Origin of the sequence: Serratia sp. FS14, assembly GCF_000695995.1 — a bacterium.
GTDB classification, from domain to species: Bacteria; Pseudomonadota; Gammaproteobacteria; order Enterobacterales; family Enterobacteriaceae; genus Serratia; species Serratia nematodiphila.
The window spans coordinates 950,527-970,896 of sequence record NZ_CP005927.1; the positions used below are offsets into that span (position 1 = coordinate 950,527).

At 58.1% G+C, this 20,370-nt stretch carries 19 protein-coding genes; 11 read left to right on the plus strand and 8 right to left on the minus strand.

Features of this window, described 5'->3' with window-relative positions; all coding sequences use genetic code 11:
• Window positions 1–20: 20 nt before the first annotated feature.
• A complete protein-coding gene (gene mdtD / locus L085_RS04395; RefSeq protein ID WP_044030145.1) occupies window positions 21–1,436 on the plus strand; it encodes a multidrug transporter subunit MdtD in 1,416 nt (471 codons plus the stop codon).
• Here the strand turns inward: mdtD and rbsR are convergent.
• From rbsR to kup, 7 genes are all read right to left on the minus strand, one after another.
• The gene (gene rbsR, locus L085_RS04400) at window positions 1,433–2,434 is read right to left on the minus strand and encodes a ribose operon transcriptional repressor RbsR (protein ID WP_044030146.1); all 1,002 of its coding nucleotides are present in this window, start codon (window positions 2,432–2,434) and stop codon (window positions 1,433–1,435) included. The genes mdtD and rbsR overlap by 4 nt on opposite strands.
• A gap of 4 nt (window positions 2,435–2,438) precedes the next feature.
• Window positions 2,439–3,365: a ribokinase gene (gene rbsK, locus L085_RS04405; RefSeq protein WP_044030147.1), complete on the minus strand. Its 927-nt coding sequence runs from the start codon at window positions 3,363–3,365 to the stop codon at window positions 2,439–2,441.
• 61 nt (window positions 3,366–3,426) lie between these two features.
• Window positions 3,427–4,314, minus strand: coding sequence for a ribose ABC transporter substrate-binding protein RbsB (gene rbsB / locus L085_RS04410; protein WP_028128068.1), 888 nt, complete (start codon window positions 4,312–4,314; stop codon window positions 3,427–3,429).
• Window positions 4,315–4,338: 24 nt separating this feature from the next.
• Window positions 4,339–5,307, minus strand: a complete 969-nt coding sequence (rbsC, locus tag L085_RS04415; RefSeq protein WP_033652333.1) for a ribose ABC transporter permease — start codon at window positions 5,305–5,307, stop codon at window positions 4,339–4,341.
• Between the two features lie 6 nt (window positions 5,308–5,313).
• Complete coding sequence (gene rbsA, locus L085_RS04420; RefSeq protein WP_044030149.1) at window positions 5,314–6,819, minus strand: ribose ABC transporter ATP-binding protein RbsA; 1,506 nt, start codon at window positions 6,817–6,819, stop codon at window positions 5,314–5,316.
• A 7-nt stretch (window positions 6,820–6,826) separates the two neighbouring features.
• Window positions 6,827–7,246 carry a D-ribose pyranase gene (gene rbsD, locus L085_RS04425; protein WP_033645162.1) on the minus strand — a complete coding sequence of 140 codons (420 nt, stop codon included), beginning with the start codon at window positions 7,244–7,246 and terminating at the stop codon, window positions 6,827–6,829.
• Window positions 7,247–7,416: 170 nt separating this feature from the next.
• A complete protein-coding gene (gene kup / locus L085_RS04430; protein WP_015379467.1) occupies window positions 7,417–9,285 on the minus strand; it encodes a low affinity potassium transporter Kup in 1,869 nt (622 codons plus the stop codon).
• Between the two features lie 283 nt (window positions 9,286–9,568).
• Between kup and ravA the strand changes: the two genes are divergently transcribed.
• Window positions 9,569–11,077, plus strand: coding sequence for an ATPase RavA (gene ravA / locus L085_RS04435; protein ID WP_144240647.1), 1,509 nt, complete (start codon window positions 9,569–9,571; stop codon window positions 11,075–11,077).
• Between the two features lie 2 nt (window positions 11,078–11,079).
• Window positions 11,080–12,543, plus strand: coding sequence for an ATPase RavA stimulator ViaA (gene viaA, locus L085_RS04440; protein ID WP_044030152.1), 1,464 nt, complete (start codon window positions 11,080–11,082; stop codon window positions 12,541–12,543).
• A 6-nt stretch (window positions 12,544–12,549) separates the two neighbouring features.
• Here the strand turns inward: viaA and asnA are convergent, their stop codons facing one another.
• The gene (gene asnA, locus L085_RS04445; RefSeq protein WP_044030153.1) at window positions 12,550–13,542 is read right to left on the minus strand and encodes an aspartate--ammonia ligase; all 993 of its coding nucleotides are present in this window, start codon (window positions 13,540–13,542) and stop codon (window positions 12,550–12,552) included.
• A gap of 155 nt (window positions 13,543–13,697) precedes the next feature.
• Here asnA and asnC point away from each other — a divergent pair, with 155 nt between their 5' ends.
• The 8 genes from asnC (at window position 13,698) to atpF (ending at window position 20,370) form a co-directional block, all read left to right on the plus strand.
• A complete protein-coding gene (asnC, locus tag L085_RS04450; RefSeq protein WP_004933786.1) occupies window positions 13,698–14,159 on the plus strand; it encodes a transcriptional regulator AsnC in 462 nt (153 codons plus the stop codon).
• A 100-nt stretch (window positions 14,160–14,259) separates the two neighbouring features.
• A complete protein-coding gene (mioC, locus tag L085_RS04455) occupies window positions 14,260–14,700 on the plus strand; it encodes an FMN-binding protein MioC (protein ID WP_004933789.1) in 441 nt (146 codons plus the stop codon).
• A gap of 380 nt (window positions 14,701–15,080) precedes the next feature.
• Complete coding sequence (gene mnmG, locus L085_RS04460) at window positions 15,081–16,970, plus strand: tRNA uridine-5-carboxymethylaminomethyl(34) synthesis enzyme MnmG (RefSeq protein WP_044030154.1); 1,890 nt, start codon at window positions 15,081–15,083, stop codon at window positions 16,968–16,970.
• Between the two features lie 131 nt (window positions 16,971–17,101).
• Complete coding sequence (gene rsmG / locus L085_RS04465; protein ID WP_044031927.1) at window positions 17,102–17,728, plus strand: 16S rRNA (guanine(527)-N(7))-methyltransferase RsmG; 627 nt, start codon at window positions 17,102–17,104, stop codon at window positions 17,726–17,728.
• A gap of 639 nt (window positions 17,729–18,367) precedes the next feature.
• Window positions 18,368–18,751: a F0F1 ATP synthase subunit I gene (gene atpI, locus L085_RS04470; RefSeq protein ID WP_004933796.1), complete on the plus strand. Its 384-nt coding sequence runs from the start codon at window positions 18,368–18,370 to the stop codon at window positions 18,749–18,751.
• A gap of 22 nt (window positions 18,752–18,773) precedes the next feature.
• Entirely contained in the window at window positions 18,774–19,553 is a 780-nt protein-coding gene (atpB, locus tag L085_RS04475) for a F0F1 ATP synthase subunit A (RefSeq protein WP_015376132.1), read from the plus strand.
• Between the two features lie 49 nt (window positions 19,554–19,602).
• Window positions 19,603–19,842 carry a F0F1 ATP synthase subunit C gene (gene atpE, locus L085_RS04480; protein WP_004093904.1) on the plus strand — a complete coding sequence of 80 codons (240 nt, stop codon included), beginning with the start codon at window positions 19,603–19,605 and terminating at the stop codon, window positions 19,840–19,842.
• A 57-nt stretch (window positions 19,843–19,899) separates the two neighbouring features.
• Window positions 19,900–20,370, plus strand: coding sequence for a F0F1 ATP synthase subunit B (atpF, locus tag L085_RS04485; protein ID WP_004933804.1), 471 nt, complete (start codon window positions 19,900–19,902; stop codon window positions 20,368–20,370).

The following is a 20,370-nucleotide window of genomic DNA, read 5'->3' on the forward strand; positions in this document are numbered from 1 at the left end:
CCATTTAACCAGGACCGACCATGACCCAATCCGCGCGCAGTATGGCAGGACTCCCGTGGATCGCCGCAATGGCGTTCTTTATGCAGGCGCTGGACGCCACTATCCTCAACACCGCGCTGCCGGCGATCGCCCACAGCCTCGGGCACTCGCCGCTGGCGATGCAATCGGCCGTCATCAGCTACACGCTGACGGTGGCGATGCTGATCCCGGTCAGCGGCTGGCTGGCGGATCGCTTCGGCACTCGACGGATATTCATCTTCGCCGTCACGTTATTCACCCTCGGTTCGCTATTGTGCGCCCTCTCCCCCACGTTGAGCGTGCTGGTCGCCTCTCGCGTGCTGCAGGGCATCGGCGGCGCGATGATGATGCCGGTCGCGCGGTTGGCGCTGCTGCGCGCCTACCCGCGCAGCGAACTGCTGCCGGTGCTGAACTTCGTCACCATGCCCGGCCTGGTCGGGCCGATTCTCGGGCCGCTGCTGGGCGGCTGGCTGGTAACCTACGCCACCTGGCACTGGATTTTCCTGATCAATATCCCTATCGGTCTGCTCGGCATCTTCTATGCGCGCAAATACATGCCGGACTTCACCACGCCCAAACGCCGCTTCGATTTCCTTGGTTTTATGCTGTTCGGCCTGAGTCTGGTGCTGATCTCTACCGGGCTGGAACTGTTTGGCGAGCGGGTGCTGGCGAGCTACGTTTCGCTGGGCATTCTGCTCAGCGGCTTCGTGATGCTGTTCGGCTACATCGCGCACGCACGCCGTCATCCTCAGCCGCTGATCGGCCTCGACCTGTTCAAAACCCGCACCTTCTCTGTCGGCATCGCCGGCAACGTCGCATCCAGGTTGGGCACCGGCTGCGTGCCGTTTTTGATGCCGCTCATGCTGCAGGTGGGATTCGGCTACACGGCGATCGTCGCCGGCTGCATGATGGCGCCGACCGCCATCGGCTCGCTGATGGCGAAATCCACCGTCACTCAGGTGCTTCGCTGGTTCGGCTACCGTAAAACGCTGGTCGGCATCACCGTTATCATCGGAGCGCTGATCGCGCAGTTCGCCCTGCAGAGCCCAGGCATGCCGCTGTGGCTGATGATCCTGCCGCTGTTCGTACTGGGCATGGCGATGTCCACCCAGTTCACCGCCATGAATACCATCAGCCTGGCGGATTTGAACGACGCCAACGCCAGCGCCGGCAACAGCGTCCTGGCGGTCACCCAACAGCTGTCCATCAGTTTCGGCGTAGCGATCAGCGCGGCGGTGCTGCGTTTTTACGAATCCCTGTCGTTAGGCACTATGATCGACCACTTCCATTACACCTTTATCACCATGGGGATCGTCACCGTGGCGTCGGCGCTGGTATTTATGTTGCTGAGAAGGAAAGATGGCCGCAACTTGATCAGCGGCCAGGAAAGCAAGAAAGAAGCGAAGGCGGCCAGTTAACGGCGGCCCACCGAGGCGCGTTCCACCAGCTCGGGCGTCAGCACCAGCACCTGGGGAGCGCGCTCCGGGTTTTGCAGGCGGTTGATCAGCGCATCGATCGCCAGCTCGCCCAGCGAATCCTTCGGTTGATGAATGGTGCTCAGCGGCGGTGCCAGATAACGCGCCAGTTCAATGTCATCATACCCCATCACCGCCATATCCTGCGGCACGGAAAGCCCGGCCTGATACAGCGCCTGATAAACGCCTACCGCCACCGCGTCGTTGCCGGCAAACACTGCATGCGGCGGCTCGTCCAGCGCCAGTAGTTGGCGCATGGCGTTCACGCCGCCTTCAAACTCAAAGTCGCAATGCACTTCATACCCTGGCGGGATCGGCAATCCGGCGCGCCGCATCGCATTGCGATAGCCTTCCAGCCGGTGACGGGCGGTGGTTTTGTCCTGCGGGCCGGCGATGCAGGCGATCTTGCGGTAGCCGCGGGCGATCAGATGATCGGTCGCCATCTCGCCGCCCAGCAGCGAGTTATCCTGAATAATGTCGTTGGCGCCCTCGAACGGCGCCCAGTCCATCATCACGATCGGCAATGACGGGTAGCGGCTCAGGGCGTCCTGCGATGGCCGATGGTTTTCCGTGCACATCAGCAGCAAACCGTCGACGCGCTTTTGCAGCAGCGTCTCCATGCTGCGGTTCATGCGCGCGGCGTCTTCTTCGGTATTGCACAGAATCAGGCTGTAGCCGCGCTCATAGCAGCTGCGCTCCACGCCGCGTACCACTTCGGCATAAAACGGGTTGTTGCTGGCGGTCACCAACATGCCGATGGTACGCGTCTGATTGAGCTTCAAGCTGCGCGCCAGCGCAGAAGGCGCATAGTTCAGCTGTTCTACGGCCGCCATGACCTTGTCGCGCACACTGTCGCTGACAAAGCGATTGTTGTTGACCACATGCGAAACGGTAGAGGTTGAAACGCCCGCCAGGCGGGCGACATCTTTCATGGTGGCCAAAGGATCACCCCTGTTGCTGCAAGAAGGCGTCGATCTCTTCACGCCAGGGCACTGAAGGCTGCGCGCCGGGGCGGGTGACGGCGATCGCCGCCGCCGCATGGGCGAAACGCACCGCGTCGGCCATGATTCTACCTTCCAGCAGGGCGGTCACCAGCGCGCCGTTAAAGGTATCGCCGGCGGCGATAGTGTCCACCGCCTGCACTTTGAAGCCGGGCACCCGTTTGCCGTTGCCGTTTTCGCTCAGCCACACGCCGCGGCTGCCGAGGGTGATGATCACCGTCGCGATGCCTTTGTCGTGCAGCGCCTGCGCCGCGCGCGCCGCATCGGCGTCGCTGTCCACGGCGATGCCGGTCAGGCGCTGCGCTTCGGTTTCATTCGGGGTGATCATATCAATCATCCCCAGCAGCTCGTCCGGCAGCTCGCGCGCCGGGGCCGGGTTGAGGATCACCTGCGTTTGATGTTGCTTGGCCAGGCGGGCGGCGGCGATCACCGTCTCCAGCGGCGACTCCAGCTGCATCAGCAGGGCGTCGGCGTCGATGACTTTTTGCCGGTAGCGCGCCAGGTAGTCCGGCGTCACCGCGGCGTTGGCGCCGGCATTGATGCCGATCACGTTCTCGCCTTCGGCGTTGACGAAGATCAGCGCCACGCCGGTGGTGCTGTCGGCGATGGCTTCAATCGGTTGGGTATCAATGCGATCGCTCGCCAGCTGCCGGCGGGCACGCTCGCCGATATCGTCGGCGCCCACGCAGGCGATAAAGGCGATCTCCGCCCCACTGCGCCCGGCCGCCACCGCCTGATTCGCGCCCTTGCCGCCAAACGCCACCTTATACTGCTTCCCGATCACCGTTTCGCCCGGGTGGGGGAATTGTTCAATATTGAGGATATGGTCGGCATTGATGCTGCCCAGAACCACCAGCTTACCTGTTTCCATCGCATTGATTCCTGAATTGCGCGCCATCGTAAACGCCCCGTCCCGATGGCGCTGGTATGACTTACTGAGTGACCAGTTTCAAATCGACCGGAATGGTCGCCGGCACTTTTTCGCCTTTCAGCACTTTATCGGCGGTTTCCACGCCTATCACGCCGATCTGATCGGGACGCTGCGCCACGGTCGCCGCCAGCTTGCCGCCTTCAACCGCTTTCACGCCGTCGGCGGTGCCGTCGAAGCCTACCACGATCACGTCGGTTTTACCGGCGGTTTGCAGCGCACGCAGCGCGCCCAGCGCCATTTCATCGTTCTGGGCAAATACCGCCTGCACATCCGGGTGAGCGGTCAGCAGGTTCTGCATCACGTTCAGGCCCTTGGTGCGGTCGAAATCGGCCGGCTGGCTGGCCAACAGTTTGAATTTATTCTGATCCAGCGACTGTTTGAAGCCTTCGCCGCGTTCACGCGCGGCGGAGGTGCCGGCAATGCCTTCCAGCTGAATCACCTTGGCGTCGGCGCCCGCTTTCTTGGCGATGAAGTCGCCGGCCATTTTGCCGCCCACGCGGTTATCCGAAGCGATATGGCTCACCACTTCACCCTTGCTCGCCACGCGGTCCAGCGTGATGACCGGGATCTTAGCCTGGTTGGCCATCTTGATGGCGTTGCCCACCGCATCGGAGTCGGTCGGGTTGATCAACAGCAGCTTGGGCGCCCGCACCATCAGATCCTGCACGTTGGCCAGCTCTTTCGCCGGGTTGTTTTGGGAATCCAGCACCACCAGGTTATAGCCCAGCTTGTTGGCCTCTTGCTGCGCCCCATCCTTCATCGAGACGAAGAACGGGTTGTTGAGGGTGGACACCACCAGCGCGATGGTGTCTTTGGCCATGGCATTGGCGCTCAGAGTGGCGCTCAACGCGATGGCGGAAGCTAAGGTTGCCAGTTTTTTCATTTTCATCATCGTGATTCCTGTAGGGGGAGGTTACTTGTTGCTTTTGTTATCTACCAGAACCGCCAGCAGTATCACCACTGCCTTCACGATCATTTGGTAGTAGGAAGAAACACCCAGTAAATTCAGGCCATTATTCAGAAAACCGAGGATCAGCGCCCCGATCAGCGTGCCGACGATGCGTCCCTTGCCGCCGGCCAGGCTGGTGCCGCCCAGCACCACGGCGGCGATGGCGTCCAGCTCATAGCCGGTGCCGGCGGTCGGCTGCGCCGACGAGAGGCGCGCCACTTCGATCACCCCCGCCAGCGCCGCCAGCAGGCCGCACAGCGAATAGACGATAATTTTCACTTTATCGACGCTGATGCCGGACAAGCGGGTCGCCGCTTCATTGCCGCCCAGGGCATAAATATAGCGGCCCAGGCGCGTATGGTGCAGCATATACCAGGCGGCGATGAACACGATCGCCATGATCCAGATCGGTGTAGGCACACCCAGCGGACGGCCGATGCCGAACCAACCAAAGGTGTCGGCCACGTCGGTGAAACCGGTATTGATCGGGCTGCCGTTGGTGTACACCATAGTGACGCCGCGCAGCAGCAGCATCATCACCAGCGTAGCGATAAAGGCTTGTACCTTGCCTTTGGCGACGATCACCCCGGTGCAGGCGCCAATCGCGGCGCCCAGCGCCAAGGCCGCCGCCACCGCCACCAGCGCGTTGACTTCAAAGCCGACGATCGACGCCGCCACCGCGCCGGTCAGGGCCAGCAGCGATCCCACCGATAGATCGATGCCGGAAGTGAGGATCACCAGCGTCATCCCCACCGCCATGATGGCGTTGACCGAGGTCTGCTGCAGAATATTGAACAGGTTGTTCAGGGTGAAGAAGTTCGGGCTCATGGAAGAGACCACGGCGATCAGCACCAGCAGCGCAATCAACGACTTCTGCTCTAACAGCCATTCTTTACTGAACCAGCGCTTAGCTGCGATAGTCTGGGAACTCATATCTGATTACTCCTGCTTTACGCCGTATTGCTTGCCGACGGCTGCCGCCATCAACGCTTCCTGGGTGGCCTGTTCAATCGGGAACTCGCCGCTGAGATGCCCTTCGTGCATCACCAGAATGCGATCGCTCATGCCCATCACCTCCGGCATTTCCGAAGACACCAGAATGATGCTCAGCCCTTCCTGCTTGAACTGGTTGATTAACTGATAGATCTCTTTTTTCGCCCCGACATCGACGCCGCGCGTCGGCTCATCGAGGATCAGCACCTTCGGCCGGGTCATCAGGCCGCGGGCGATCGCCACTTTCTGCTGATTACCGCCGGAAAGCAGACCTATCGGCTGCTCCATCGACGGCGTTTTGATATTGAACAGGCGGATGAAGTCCCCCACCGCCTGCCGCTCGTCGGCCTGTTTCAGGCTGCCGTCGGCGCGGCTGAAGTAGCGCAGCGCGGTCAGAGACATGTTTTCCTTTACCGACATGCCCAGCACCAGGCCGTCGCGCTTACGGTCTTCCGAGATATAGACGATGCCGTTCGCCAATCCATCCTGCGGCGAATAGGTGACTACCTCGCGGCCGTCGAGGTTGACGGTGCCGGCCTTGCGCGGCGCGGCGCCGTACAGAATCTTCATCAATTCGGTGCGCCCGGCGCCCATCAAGCCGGCCACGCCGAGGATCTCACCGCGATACAGCGTAAAGCTGACGTCTTCAACGCCGGGTCCGGAAAGATGACTGACTTCCAGCCGCTTTTCCCCGCGCGGTAAATCAAGGCGCGGGTATTGTTCTTCCAGCTTGCGACCGACCATCATTTCAATCAGCGAATCTTCCTGCAGCTCGCTCACCGGCCGCTCGGCGATGAACTGCCCGTCACGAAATACCGTCACGTCGTCGCAGATTTCAAAGATCTCTTTCAGACGGTGTGAGATATAGACGATGCCGCGCCCTTCGGCCTTCAGCTCGTTGATCACCTTGAACAGCGAGGCGGTTTCGGTGTCGGTCAGCGCATCGGTCGGTTCGTCCATGATGATCACTTTCGATTCGAAGCTCAGCACCTTGGCAATCTCTACCATCTGCTGATCGCCAATCGACAGCTCGCCCACCAGCCGGTGGCTGCTGTAGCGCAGGTTGAGGCGCGCCAGCAAGCGATCGGCCTCGGCGTACATGCGCTTCCAGTCAATGCGGCCGAAACGGTTGACGAACTCGCGGCCGAGGAAGATGTTTTCCGCAATCGTCAGCTGCGGGATCAGGTTCAGTTCCTGATGAATAATGCCGATGCCCGCTTCCTGCGAATCTTTAGGCCCGTTGAACGCCACCTCTTTACCGAGAAAATACTGGCTGCCGGCGTCTTTCTGGTAGATGCCGGTCAGCACTTTCATCATGGTGGACTTCCCGGCGCCGTTTTCCCCCACCAGCGCCATCACCTTGCCGGGATAAACGCTGAGAGCGGCGCCGGAAAGCGCCTTCACGCCGGGAAAGGCTTTATCAATCCCTTTCAGTTGCAGTAAAGGTTGCATAAACGCCTCAGAAAGTTACGCCGGCGCACAGGATCACGTTCGCGTAAGGCGAACACTCCCCGCTGCGGATCACCGCCCGGCTGTGCTCGGTTTGCGCTTTAAACGCCTGATGGCTGATATAACGCACGCCGATGGTATTGCCCTGGCGTTGGCCCAGTGCGGTCAGTTCAGCCAACAATGCCTCGTGGAGCGACGGATTTTGTTTCACGATTTCTTCCGCCAGGATGGCGCTTTCTACCTGCATCTCTTGCGTGACCGCCGCGAACACCTGCATGAAGGTCGGCACGCCCTGCGTCAGCGCCAGATCGATGCGCTGCGTCGCCGCCGGTATCGGCAAACCCGCATCGCACAAGGTGAGCTGATCGGTATGCCCCAGCCGGGCAATCACGGCAGACACGTCGGAATTCAGTAATACGCCTTTTTTCATCTTCTCACTCCGCTAGCGAAACGTTTCGCTCTCTGGAGGAGTGTAAAAAAACGGCAGGGGAAGGCAACCCGGACAATGCAGAAGTGTGATCGTCATCGAAACGTTTCGTTCGCGCACGGAGAAAGCGCAAACAAAAGGGGCTCAGCCATGCTGAGCCCCTGTCAGGCGGATTAGATCTCGACCTGCGTACCGAGTTCGATGACCCGGTTCGGCGGGATTTCGAACTGATCCGGCGCGCGCAGGGCATTGCGGCTCAGGGCGACGAACAGTTTGCCGCGCAGGTAGAGGTACCACGGCCGCTTGGTGAGGATCAGCGATTCATGGGACATGAAGAACGACGTCTCCGACATGCGGCACGGCAACCCTTCCAGCCCGCAGCGGTGGAACACCTCCTCGACGTTCGGCGTTTCGCGCCAGCCGTAGCTGGCCACCACCCGCCAGAAGGTCGGCGACAGCTGCTCGATGGTCACCCGGCGCACGTTGTGCACGTAAGGCGCATCCTCGGTGCGCAGCGTCAGCAGCACCACGCGCTCGTGCAGCACCTTGTTGTGCTTCAGGTTGTGCAACAGCGCAAAAGGAATGACGTTGGTGGCGCGCGACAAGAAGACCGCGGTGCCCGGCACCCGTACCGGCGGCGATTTCTCCAGCGAGGCAATCATCGCCTCCAGCGAGTTGCCGTGTTCATGCAGGCGGCGCAGCAGGCGGAAGCGCTCGCTCTTCCAGGTAGTCATAATGATGAACATCACCAGCGCCAGGGTCAGCGGTAACCAGCCGCCGGAGAACAGCTTCAGGGCGTTGGCAGAGAACATCGGCACGTCGATGATCAGCAAGATGGTTACGATGCCGATCGCCAGGAAGCGGTTCCAGTGCCAGTTATTAATCGCCACCGAAGTGACCAGAATGCTGGTCAGCACCATGGTGCCGGTGACGGCGATGCCGTACGCCGCCGCCAGGTTGCTGGAGTGCTCGAAGCCGATGATCACCAGCACCACCGAGATGTACAGCGTCCAGTTGATCACCGGAATGTAGATCTGGCCGGATTCCATTTCCGAGGTGTGAATGATGCGCATCGGCGACAGATAGCCCAGGCGCACCGCCTGGCGAGTCAGCGAGAAGACGCCGGAAATCACCGCCTGCGAAGCGATCACCGTCGCCAGGGTCGCCAGAATCAGCAGCGGGATCAGCGCCCAGTCAGGCGCCAACAGGAAGAACGGGTTTTTGATCGCCTCCGGATTTTTCAGCAGCAGCGCGCCCTGGCCGAAGTAGTTGAGCACCAGCGAAGGCAGCACCACGGTGAACCAGGCCAGGCGGATCGGGAACTTGCCGAAGTGCCCCATGTCGGCATACAGCGCCTCAACGCCGGTGATCGACAGCACCACCGCACCTAACGCAAAGAACGATACCTTCTTATATTCCATAAAGAAGTTGAGCGCCCATTTGGGGTTCAGCGCCTGCAGCACTTCCGGGTTCGATATGATGCTGCGCGCGCCCAGCACCGCCAACACGATGAACCACAGCAGCATCACCGGGGCGAACAGCTTGCCGACGCTGCCGGTGCCGTGCTTTTGAATGACGAACAGCAGCGTCAACACCAGAATGGAGAGCGGCACGATATAGGCATCGAGCGCAGGGGCGGCGATTTCCAACCCTTCTATCGCCGACATCACCGATATCGCCGGGGTGATCACCACCTCGCCATAGAAGAAGCTGCCGCCGATCAGACCCAGTATCACCAGCACCGCCGTGGTGCGCGCCGAGGTATTGCGCCCGGCCAGCGACATCAGCGTCAGAATACCGCCCTCGCCGGCGTTGTCCGCGCGCATCACGTAGGTGAGATATTTGAGGGAAACGATCACGATCAGCATCCAGAAAATCAGCGACAGGAAGCCGAAAACCACGTCTGGACGAACATCGAAGCCGTAATGGCCGGAGAAACACTCTCTCAGCGTATAGAGAGGGCTGGTACCGATATCACCGTAGACCACGCCGATGGCAGCCAGGGTTACCGCCGATAAGGACTGCTTATGCTCTGCGCTCATAATTCGTTTCTTTATCAGAACATCCGTTAGCGATGCATCCGCATCAGGCAAAATACGGGCTCAAAGATCCGTCACGCCCACCAGAAAGCCGCACAGTATGCACCATTTATACCGCTTGCCTACCCTTATATCAGAGCCGAAAAATAAACAAAATGTGAACCGAATATCCGGCTTAACGTAGAAAAATATTACTAATCAACGGGCTATACCACTAAAAATAATGGTGGTTTATCATCGGATTATCGACCAAGATTGGCTAACTCTCGGACAATGCGACAATTATATGACGCCATCATCCCTTCTGGCAGAACGAATTTCCCGCCTCAGCAGCGCGCTGGAGAGCGGTCTTTATGAGCGGCAAGAGGCAATCCGTCTGTGCCTGCTGGCGGCGCTGAGCGGCGAAAGCGTATTCCTGCTCGGCCCGCCCGGCATCGCCAAGAGCCTGATCGCGCGCCGGCTGAAGTTTGCCTTCCGCAACGCCCGCTCCTTTGAATACCTGATGACGCGTTTTTCCACGCCGGAAGAGGTCTTCGGCCCGCTCTCTATCCAGGCGCTGAAAGATGAGGGGCGCTATCAGCGTCTGACCGCCGGCTATCTGCCGGAAGCGGAGATCGTGTTTCTGGACGAGATCTGGAAGGCTGGCCCGGCGATCCTCAACACCCTGCTGACGGCGATCAACGAACGACGCTTTCGCAACGGCAACAGCGAAGAACCGATCCCGCTGCGCCTGCTGGTCACCGCCTCCAACGAACTGCCCGAAGCGGACAACAGCCTCGAAGCCTTATATGACCGCATGCTGATCCGCCTGTGGCTGGACAAGGTGCAGGATAAACAGAATTTCCGCTCGCTGCTGGTCAACCGCCAGAGCGAAAGCCAAAACCCGGTGCCGGCGGCGCTGAGCATCAGCGACGAAGAGTTTCTGCAGTGGCAGCCGCTGATCGACAAAGTCACGCTGCCGGAAGCCTGCTTTGAGCTGATTTTCCAACTGCGCCAGCGGCTGGACGCACTGGAGCAGGCGCCGTACGTCTCCGATCGACGCTGGAAAAAAGCCCTGCGCCTGCTGCAGGCCTGCGCCTTCTTCAGCGGGCGCGACGCCATCGCCCCGCTCGATCTGATGCTGTTGAAAGACTGCCTGTGGCACGATCTCACCTCGCTGAAGCTGCTGCAACAGCAGATAGATCAGCTGCTGACCGAGTCGGCCTATCAGCAGCAGTCGATGCTGATCCAGTTGCAACAGATCCACACCCGCTGGTTGCAGGACCAGCAGCAACAAAGCGACCGGCAGGCCATCAGCCTGGTGAAAAAAGGCGGCATGTTCAGCCGCAAACCGCAATACGCGCCGGCCACGCCGTTCGCCGGCGGCACCCTCACTCTGCTGTTGCAAAAGCCGCTGCAGTTGCATGACATTCAGGTCAACCATCTGAGCATCGAAAGCAGCGCGCTGGACAACTGGCTGCAAAAAGGCGGCGACGTGCGCGCCAAGCTGAACGGCATCGGCTTTGCGCAGCCGATCGACCTGGAAGTGGATGACCAACTGCACCTGACGGTGTTGGACGTCAGCCGCCAGCCGTCATTACTGGCGCTGCCGGGCAAACAGGCCACCGCCACGCCGCAGGCGCTGCTGGATGAAATGGACGCATTGGCCCAGCGCCTGGCGGAGCAGCGCCGCGCCTTCAGCCAACATCAGCCCTGTCTGTTCACCCCCGCCGCCGGCCTGGCCAAGATCGAAGCCAGTCTGCTGCAGGTCGCGGAACAGGTTAAACAGCAACTGCAGCAAATGCGCGGCCAGTAACCATGCTCAGTCTGGAGACGCTCGATCTGCTGCTGGCGATCACCGAAGGCGAGATGATCGAGGAGATGATCGTCGGCATGCTGGCGGCGCCGCAGCTGTCGGTATTCTTTAAAAAGTTTCCGGCCCTTCGCCGAGCGCTGGATCGCGATCTGCCGCATTGGAAGCTGCAGCTCAAGGAGCGTCTGCAGGAGGCGATGGTGCCGCCGGCGCTGGCGCAGGAATTCTATCGCTACCAGCAGTGCCAGCTGGAGAACAACACCCAGTTCTATCACAACCTCAACGACACCATGGAGCTGCTGCGCCAGCTGGTCTCACCGTTTTATGAACAGGCGCGCGCGCTGGTGGACGCCGCCGATCTGCCCAATCATCCGCTGGACGACAGCTTTCAAACGCTGTTTCTGCAGCGCTGGCGCATCAGCCTGACGCTGCAGGCCACCATGCTGCACCACCAACTGCTGGAACAAGAGCGCGAGCAGCTGATGGCGGAACTGCAGGAGCGGTTGGCGCTGAGCGGCGCGCTGGAACCGCTGCTGTCGGAAAACGACACCGCCGCCGGCAGGCTGTGGGACATGAGCAAAGGCCAGCTGCAGCGTGGCGATTATCAGCGGCTGGTGGAGTACGGTAACTTTTTGCAGCAGCAGCCGGAGCTGAAAAAACTGGCGCAACAGCTGGGCCGCAGCTATCAGGCCAAGGCGGTGCAGCAACAGGACGCGCAGCCGGAGCCGTTCAGGGTCATGGTGCAGGTGCCGGCCACGCTGCCGGAAGAAGTGAGCGGCATTCATCAGAGCGACGACATCCTGCGCCTGCTGCCGCCGGAGCTGGCGACGCTGGGGATTGAAGAGCTGGAATTCGAGTTTTATCGCCGCCTGTTGGAAAAGCGGCTGCTGAGCTACCGTCTGCAGGGCGACGTCTGGCAGGAACAGATCCTGATCCGCCAGGTCACTCACCAGCAGCAGGATCAACAGCCGCGCGGGCCGTTTATCGTCTGCGTGGACACCTCCGGATCGATGGGCGGTTTCAACGAACAGTGCGCCAAGGCGTTCTGTCTGGCGCTGCTGCGCATTGCGCTGGCGGACAACCGCCGCTGCTATATCATGCTGTTCGCCAACCAGATCGTGCATTACGAACTCACCGCCGCCAGCGGCATCGAGCAGGCAGTGCGCTTTCTCGGCCAGCAGTTTCGTGGCGGCACCGATCTGGCGGCCTGCCTGAACGCCACCGTCACCAAAATGGCGGAGAGCGGCTGGTTCGACGCCGATGCGGTGATCATTTCCGATTTTATTGCCCAGCGGTTGCCGGAGGAGGTAATAAAGAAGGTGAAACAGCAGCAGCAAAGCCACCAGCAACGTTTCCACGCGGTGGCGATGTCCGCCTACGGCAAACCCGGCATCATGCGCATCTTCGATCATATCTGGCGCTTTGATACCGGGCTGAAAAGCCGTTTGATGCGCCGCTGGCGGCGCTAGGCGGGATTAGAGCAGGCCTTCGACCGCGCCGCGCACTTCCGGCGACCACACGCCGCATTGCACTTGGCCGATATGCGACAGTTGCAGCAACAACATCACCAGACGCGACTGACCGATGCCGCCGCCGATGGTCTGCGGCATATCGCCGCGCAGTAAGGACTGGTGCCATTCCAGCTTCATGCGCTCTTCATCGCCGGTCAGCGCCAACTGGTGTTTCAGCGCGGCGGCGTCAACGCGGATCCCCATGGAGGACAGCTCGAAAGCGTCCTGCAGCACCGGGTTCCACACCACGATATCGCCGTTCAGGCCCGCCAGGCCATCCGCCGTCGGCGTGGTCCAGTCATCATAATCCGGCGCCCGCACATCGTGCGATTTACCGTGTGACAGCTTGCCGCCGATGCCAATCAGGAACACTGCGCCCAATTCTTTGGCAATCGCCCGCTCGCGCCCCTTGGCGTCCAGATCAGGGTAGCGCTGCAGCAGGGTTTCGCTGTGCACGAAGTGGATCTGTTCCGGCAGGAACGGAGTCAGGCCATGCTCGCGGCTGACTTCCGCCTCCGTCGCCTTGATCGCAGCGTAAATGCTGCGCACGGTGTTTTTCAGGTAGTCCAGGCTGCGCTCACCGTCGCCCATCACCCGTTCCCAGTCCCACTGATCGACGTACACCGAGTGGATAGGCGTCAGGCGGTCTTCATCCGGGCGCAGCGCCTTCATATGGGTATACAGGCCTTCGCCGGCACCGAAATCGTAGCTGCCCAGGGTTTTGCGTTTCCATTTCGCCAGCGAATGCACCACTTCGAAGGTGGCGTCCGGCAAGGTTTTGACTTTGACCTGCACCGCTTTCTCGCTGCCGGAAAGGTTATCCTGCGTGCCGTCGCCCAGGCGGCTAAGGATCGGGGCTTGCACTTCGATCAGACCGAGCTGTTGCTCCAGCTGGCGGGAGAAGAAGGCTTTGACCTGGCTGATTTGTTGTTGTTTTTGGATAAACTGTTTTTTCATTGCCGTATCTCTTGTAAACCTGTCTCTGTTGCCATCGATTAAGCAACAAAATGACACGACAATTCAATATCCATTAATCAATATTGCCTTTTCACTTTTAATCGTTCATTTTTACCCGGACAGAATTCAACAATCGTTAATTAATGGGGGATTAAATGGCGGAAATTTATCAGATCGATAATCTCGATCGCGGCATTCTCAACGCCCTGATGGACAATGCGCGCACACCGTACGCCGAACTGGCGAAAAACTTCGCCGTCAGCCCCGGCACCATTCATGTGCGGGTGGAGAAGATGAAGCAGGCCGGGATCATCACCGGCGCGCGCATCGACGTCAGCCCCAAACAGCTGGGCTACGACGTGTGCTGCTTTATCGGCATCATATTAAAGAGCGCCAAGGATTACCCTTCGGCGCTGAAGAAGCTGGAAAGCCTGGAAGAAGTGGTGGAAGCCTATTACACCACCGGCCACTACAGCGTCTTTATTAAGGTAATGTGCCGATCGATCGACGCGTTGCAACAGGTACTTATCAACAAGATCCAGACCATCGACGAGATCCAGTCCACCGAAACGCTGATCTCGCTGCAGAACCCCATTATGCGCACCATCGTGCCGTAACCCGCCAAATTGCATACCCACATTATCCACAGGTAGATCCCAGCCGATTCACAGCGTACAATGCAGCCACTTTGAGTGAGAAGGTTGGGATCGTTGGTTCATGGCAGACATTACTCTGATCAGTGGCAGTACGCTTGGCAGCGCCGAATACGTGGCTGAACATTTGGCTGAAAAGCTGGAAGACGCGGGTTTCTCTACCGAGATGCTGCACGGCCCTGAACTGGATGAACTGCCGTTGACCGGCCGCTGGCTGGTGGTCTCTTCCACGCACGGCGCCGGCGAACTACCAGATAACCTTCAACCGCTGTTGGAACAGATCGCTGAGCAGCTGCCGGATCTTTCCGAGGTACAGTTCGGCGCAGTCGGTTTGGGCAGTTCGGAATACGACACCTTCTGCGGCGCAATCAAACAGATCGACGATCTCTTGATCGCCAGAGGCGCTAAAAGGATCGGCGATCGTCTCGAGATCGACGTGACCGAGCATGAAATTCCCGAGGATCCGGCCGAGGAATGGGTAAAAAACTGGATTAATTTACTCTAATTCGTCTAAAGATCGCGCGAACGATTGTGGATAACTATACTTAAAAGCAGGGTAAAAGCCGTAGTTATCCCAATAACAACCGTAGCGCGCTTTTTGTCCTGTGTATAACAAGCCTTTTAGATCCCAGCTTATCTGCGTCGGGATCACCGATCATTCACAGCAAACGATCCTCCTTAATCTGCTGATCTTCATCGTGAATAGTCACTTATCCACAGAGGATCGCGATCCTAATAAGAGATCTAATAAAGAGATCTTTAAATAAAGAAGATCTTCTTTTAATTACCGACGATCCTGACCACTTGGTCGATCGTCTAAACTTGAGTAGAATCCCCGACCCCAGGGCAAATACGATCGTTCGCAATACGGCGAGGTGCAGTTCCATGTTTTATCCAGATCAATTTGACGTCATCATCATCGGTGGTGGCCATGCAGGTACCGAGGCCGCCATGGCCGCGGCACGCATGGGACGTCAGACTTTATTATTGACACACAATATCGATACGCTGGGACAGATGTCCTGTAACCCGGCGATTGGCGGTATTGGTAAAGGGCATCTGGTTAAGGAAATTGATGCGCTCGGCGGCCTGATGGCAACGGCGATCGACCATGCCGGCATCCAGTTTAGGATACTAAACGCCAGCAAAGGCCCAGCCGTTCGCGCCACTCGCGCTCAGGCGGATCGCGTCCTGTATCGGCAGGCGATCCGTACCGCGTTGGAGAACCAGCCCAACCTGATGATCTTCCAACAGCCGGTTGAGGATCTGATCGTCGAAAACGATCGCGTCGTGGGTGCCGTCACCCAAATGGGTCTGAAATTCCGCGCCAAGGCGGTGGTATTGACCGTAGGCACCTTCCTGGACGGCAAGATCCATATCGGCCTGGAGAATTACAGCGGCGGCCGCGCCGGGGATCCTCCTTCGATCTCGCTGTCGCAGCGTTTGCGTGAACTGCCGCTGCGCGTTAACCGCTTGAAAACCGGTACGCCGCCGCGCATCGACGCCCGCACTATCGATTTCAGCGTATTGGCACCTCAACACGGCGATACGCCGGTGCCGGTATTCTCGTTCTTGGGCGATGCCAGCCAGCACCCGGAACAAATGGCGTGCTACATCACCCACACCAATGAAAAAACCCATGACGTGATCCGCAATAACCTCGATCGCAGCCCGATGTATGCCGGGATCATCGAAGGGATCGGCCCACGTTACTGTCCGTCGATCGAAGACAAGGTCATGCGTTTTGCCGATCGCAACGCGCACCAGATCTTCCTTGAGCCGGAAGGCCTGACCAGCAACGAGATTTACCCTAACGGGATCTCCACCAGCCTGCCGTTCGACGTGCAGATGCAGATCGTCCGTTCAATGGAAGGGATGCAGAACGCGCGTATTATTCGCCCTGGTTATGCCATCGAGTACGATTTCTTCGATCCACGCGATCTGAAACCGACGCTGGAAAGCAAATTTATTCAGGGCCTGTTCTTCGCCGGCCAGATCAACGGCACCACCGGCTATGAAGAAGCCGCCGCACAGGGGTTACTTGCCGGTCTGAACGCCGGGCGCTTCGCCGATGAACAAGAGGGCTGGGCGCCACGTCGCGATCAGGCCTACCTCGGCGTGCTGGTGGACGATCTCAGCACCCTCGGCACCAAAGAACCGTACCGCATGTTTACCTCACGCGCCGAGTATCGTCTGATGCTGCGCGAAGACAACGCCGATCTCCGCCTGACGGAAAAAGGCCGTGAACTCGGTCTGGTGGACGACGTGCGCTGGGCACGTTACAGCGAGAAGCTGGAGCGAATCGAACGTGAACGTCAGCGCCTGCGCGACATCTGGATGCATCCGCACGCCGAGAACGTCGAACAGGTCAATGCATTGCTGAAAGCGCCGCTGTCGCGTGAAGCGAACGGCGAAGAGTTGCTGCGCCGTCCTGAGATGGATTACGCGCAGTTGACCGGCATCGACGCCTTCGCACCGCCGTTGGACGACGTACAAGCCGCCGAGCAGGTCGAGATCCAGGTCAAATACGAAGGCTATATCGCTCGCCAGCAGGAAGAGATCGAAAAACAGCAGCGCAACGAGAACACCGTGCTGCCGCTGGATCTTGACTACCGTCAGGTTTCGGGGCTGTCGAACGAGGTGATCGCCAAGCTGAACGATCACAAACCGAACTCCATCGGCCAGGCTTCGCGCATCTCCGGCATTACACCGGCGGCAATCTCGATTTTGCTGATCTGGCTGAAAAAGCAGGGACTGCTGCGCCGCAGCGCATAAATCCCGCATCCAGGCGGCCGTTTGCTCAACCCGTAGCCAAACGGCCGCTGACATCACTTGCGCCCTGAATTATCATAGTCGCCTCATTGCGCCAGCTAACCATCCGCTGGTCGTTCAGCGCCTGCCAGAGGATCCGTTGTGCAAAAAAATTAGACTCGCTGCTCGCGGCAGCAGGCATTGAGCTGCCCGATCAGCAGAAACAGCAGCTGCTGGGCTATGTCGGCATGCTGGATAAGTGGAACAAGGCTTATAACCTCACGTCGGTGCGCGATCCGCAGCAAATGCTGGTGCGCCACATCCTCGACAGTATTGTGGTCAATCCGCATCTGCAGGGCTCGCGTTTTATCGATGTCGGCACCGGCCCCGGCTTGCCGGGCATTCCGCTGGCGATTGTGCGCCCGGACGCGCATTTCACGCTGCTCGACAGCCTGGGCAAGCGCGTGCGTTTCCTGCGCCAGGTGCAGCATGAGCTGGGCCTGAACAATATCGAGCCGGTGCAGAGCCGCGTCGAAGCGTTTCTGGCCGAGCCACCGTTCGATGGCGTGATCAGCCGGGCATTCGCTTCGCTGCAGGATATGCTGTCCTGGTGCTATCACCTGCCGGCGAAAGGGCAGGGGCGTTTTTACGCGTTGAAAGGCGTGCGCCCGGATGAAGAACTGACGCAGCTGCCGGCTGGCGTTAGCCTGGAGTCTATCGTGCGGCTGCAGGTGCCTGAACTGGAAGGCGAACGTCATCTGGTGATTCTTAAGGCAAACTGAGTTTGCTTTTGATCAAACAAGCGTGAATTAAAGGTCGTACCCAGCAGAAAGGTAAGCAGGCTAATTAGTTGGTCGCTTTTTTTAGTTAATTTACTTTCTATTAACACAAAAAACGCGGCTAATTAGCGACAATAGAGTAATTGCATTTAGAAATAGTCACGTTAGCAATCATGTGCGAAAGATTGGCGTTTGCTGCTAATGTTAATTGGCTGTTGGAATATTGCCCCGCTGCTTGTCAATAAAAGGTTTTCATCGGGTATACGGATTGTTTTTGAACAGTTAACTAGTAATGTTTTGATTTATATAATTTTTTGATCGCTCAAATTGCTAAAGACGGTTTGGTTGACCATCGGCTATAAATCAGGAAGGGACATTACTGTGATCAGCTTCGCGTTTCTAAACGCAACGCTGGAATAATCAGACAATTAAATGCGCCCTATTATTCCGACCGTTTTCTTGTGAAAATAGGCTGGAATAGGGAAATTTAAATAATTGTTCACCTTTTCGCTACTTATCGATTGAATTCGTTGGTATGCCCCGTATAATTTGCTCGTTTTTTGCTGCTTGACTCAGGACAGCAAAAACAGTTGTATACGTCACTCAGCATACCCCCTCTGGGGTACGGAGAGAACAAACGTCATGTCTGTGTCCCTTTACAGCGGGAAAGTCGCACGCAAACTGCTGTTTTTGCAGTTAATGACTTTTGTTCTGATCAGCGTTGCTTTCTGGCTGAAAAGCCCGGAATGGAGCGCTTCGGCGTTGGCAGGCGGTCTCGCCGCCTGGTTGCCGAGTGCAATGTTTATGCTGTTTGCCTTGCGCCATCAGGCGCAAACGCCGGCGCCCGGTAGGGTTGCCTGGTCGTTCGCCATCGGCGAGGGGCTAAAGGTCGTGATCACCATCGTTTTGCTGATCGTGGCGCTGGGGGTGTTCAAGGCGGAGTTTATACCGCTTGGCCTGACCTATTTAGCGGTGTTAGTGGTGCAGATAGTGGCACCGGCCGTGATTAACAGTTACCGAACTTAACTAAATAAGGGTAAGAGGCATCATGTCTGCAGGAGAAGTCTTGACTCCACAGGAGTATATCGGTCACCACCTGACGCAGCTTCAGGTCGGGACTGGGTTCTGGTCGATCAACATCGACTCGATGTTTTTCTCCGTCGTCCTCGGGGCGCTTTTCCTGGTGATCTTCCGCAAAGTGGCCAAAAACGCCACCAGCGGCGTGCCGGGTAAACTGCAAACCGCCGTGGAGCTGGTGGTCGGTTTCGTCGACAGCAGCGTGCGCGACATGTACCACGGCAAGAGCAAGGTGATTGCGCCGCTGGCGCTGACCGTGTTCGTCTGGGTGTTCCTGATGAACCTGATGGATTTGCTGCCCATCGACTTCCTGCCTTACGTTGGCGAACACATCCTCGGCCTGCCTGCGCTGCGCGTAGTGCCTACCGCCGATGTAAACGTCACGCTGTCGATGGCGCTGGGCGTGTTTATCCTGATTCTGTTCTATAGCATCAAAATGAAAGGCGTTGGCGGGTTCGTTAAAGAGTTGACCATGCAGCCGTTCAACCACCCTGTATTCATTCCTATCAACCTGATTCTTGAAGGTGTCAGCCTGCTGTCCAAACCTGTTTCACTGGGTCTGCGACTGTTCGGCAACATGTATGCGGGTGAGTTGATCTTCATCCTGATTGCCGGCCTGTTGCCGTGGTGGTCACAGTGGGTCCTGAGCTTGCCTTGGGCTATCTTCCACATCCTGATCATTACGCTTCAAGCCTTTATTTTCATGGTTCTGACGATTGTCTATCTGTCGATGGCGTCTGAAGAGCACTGATTTTCTTAAAACACTTGCACTTTTAAACTGAAACAAACTGGAGACTGTCATGGAAAACCTGAGTATGGATCTGCTGTACATGGCTGCCGCTGTGATGATGGGTTTAGCGGCAATCGGTGCTGCGATCGGTATCGGCATCCTGGGTGGTAAATTCTTGGAAGGCGCTGCTCGTCAGCCTGACCTGATTCCTCTGCTGCGTACACAGTTCTTTATCGTTATGGGTCTGGTCGACGCCATCCCGATGATCGCTGTAGGTCTGGGTCTGTACGTGATGTTCGCCGTCGCGTAAGTAGAGCAACCCTCTACGACGTAACCAAACTATTAACTTTTAAAGAGGCATTGTGCTGTGAATCTTAACGCAACAATCCTCGGCCAGGCCATCGCGTTCGTTCTGTTTGTCTGGTTCTGCATGAAGTACGTATGGCCGCCGATCATGGCTGCCATCGAGAAGCGTCAGAAAGAAATCGCTGACGGCCTCGCTTCTGCAGAGCGTGCCAAAAAAGATCTGGACTTAGCGCAAGCCAATGCGACCGACCAGCTGAAAACTGCCAAAGCAGAAGCTCAAGTGATCATCGAGCAAGCGAACAAACGCAAAGCTCAGATCATGGATGAAGCGAAAGCCGAAGCCGAGCAGGAACGTAACAAAATCGTGGCGCAGGCTCAGGCTGAGATCGAAGCCGAACGTAAGCGCGCTCGTGAAGAGTTGCGTAAGCAAGTCGCGATGCTGGCAATTGCCGGCGCCGAGAAGATCATCGAACGTTCCGTGGATGAAGCTGCTAACAGCGACATCGTTGATAAACTGGTCGCTGAACTGTAA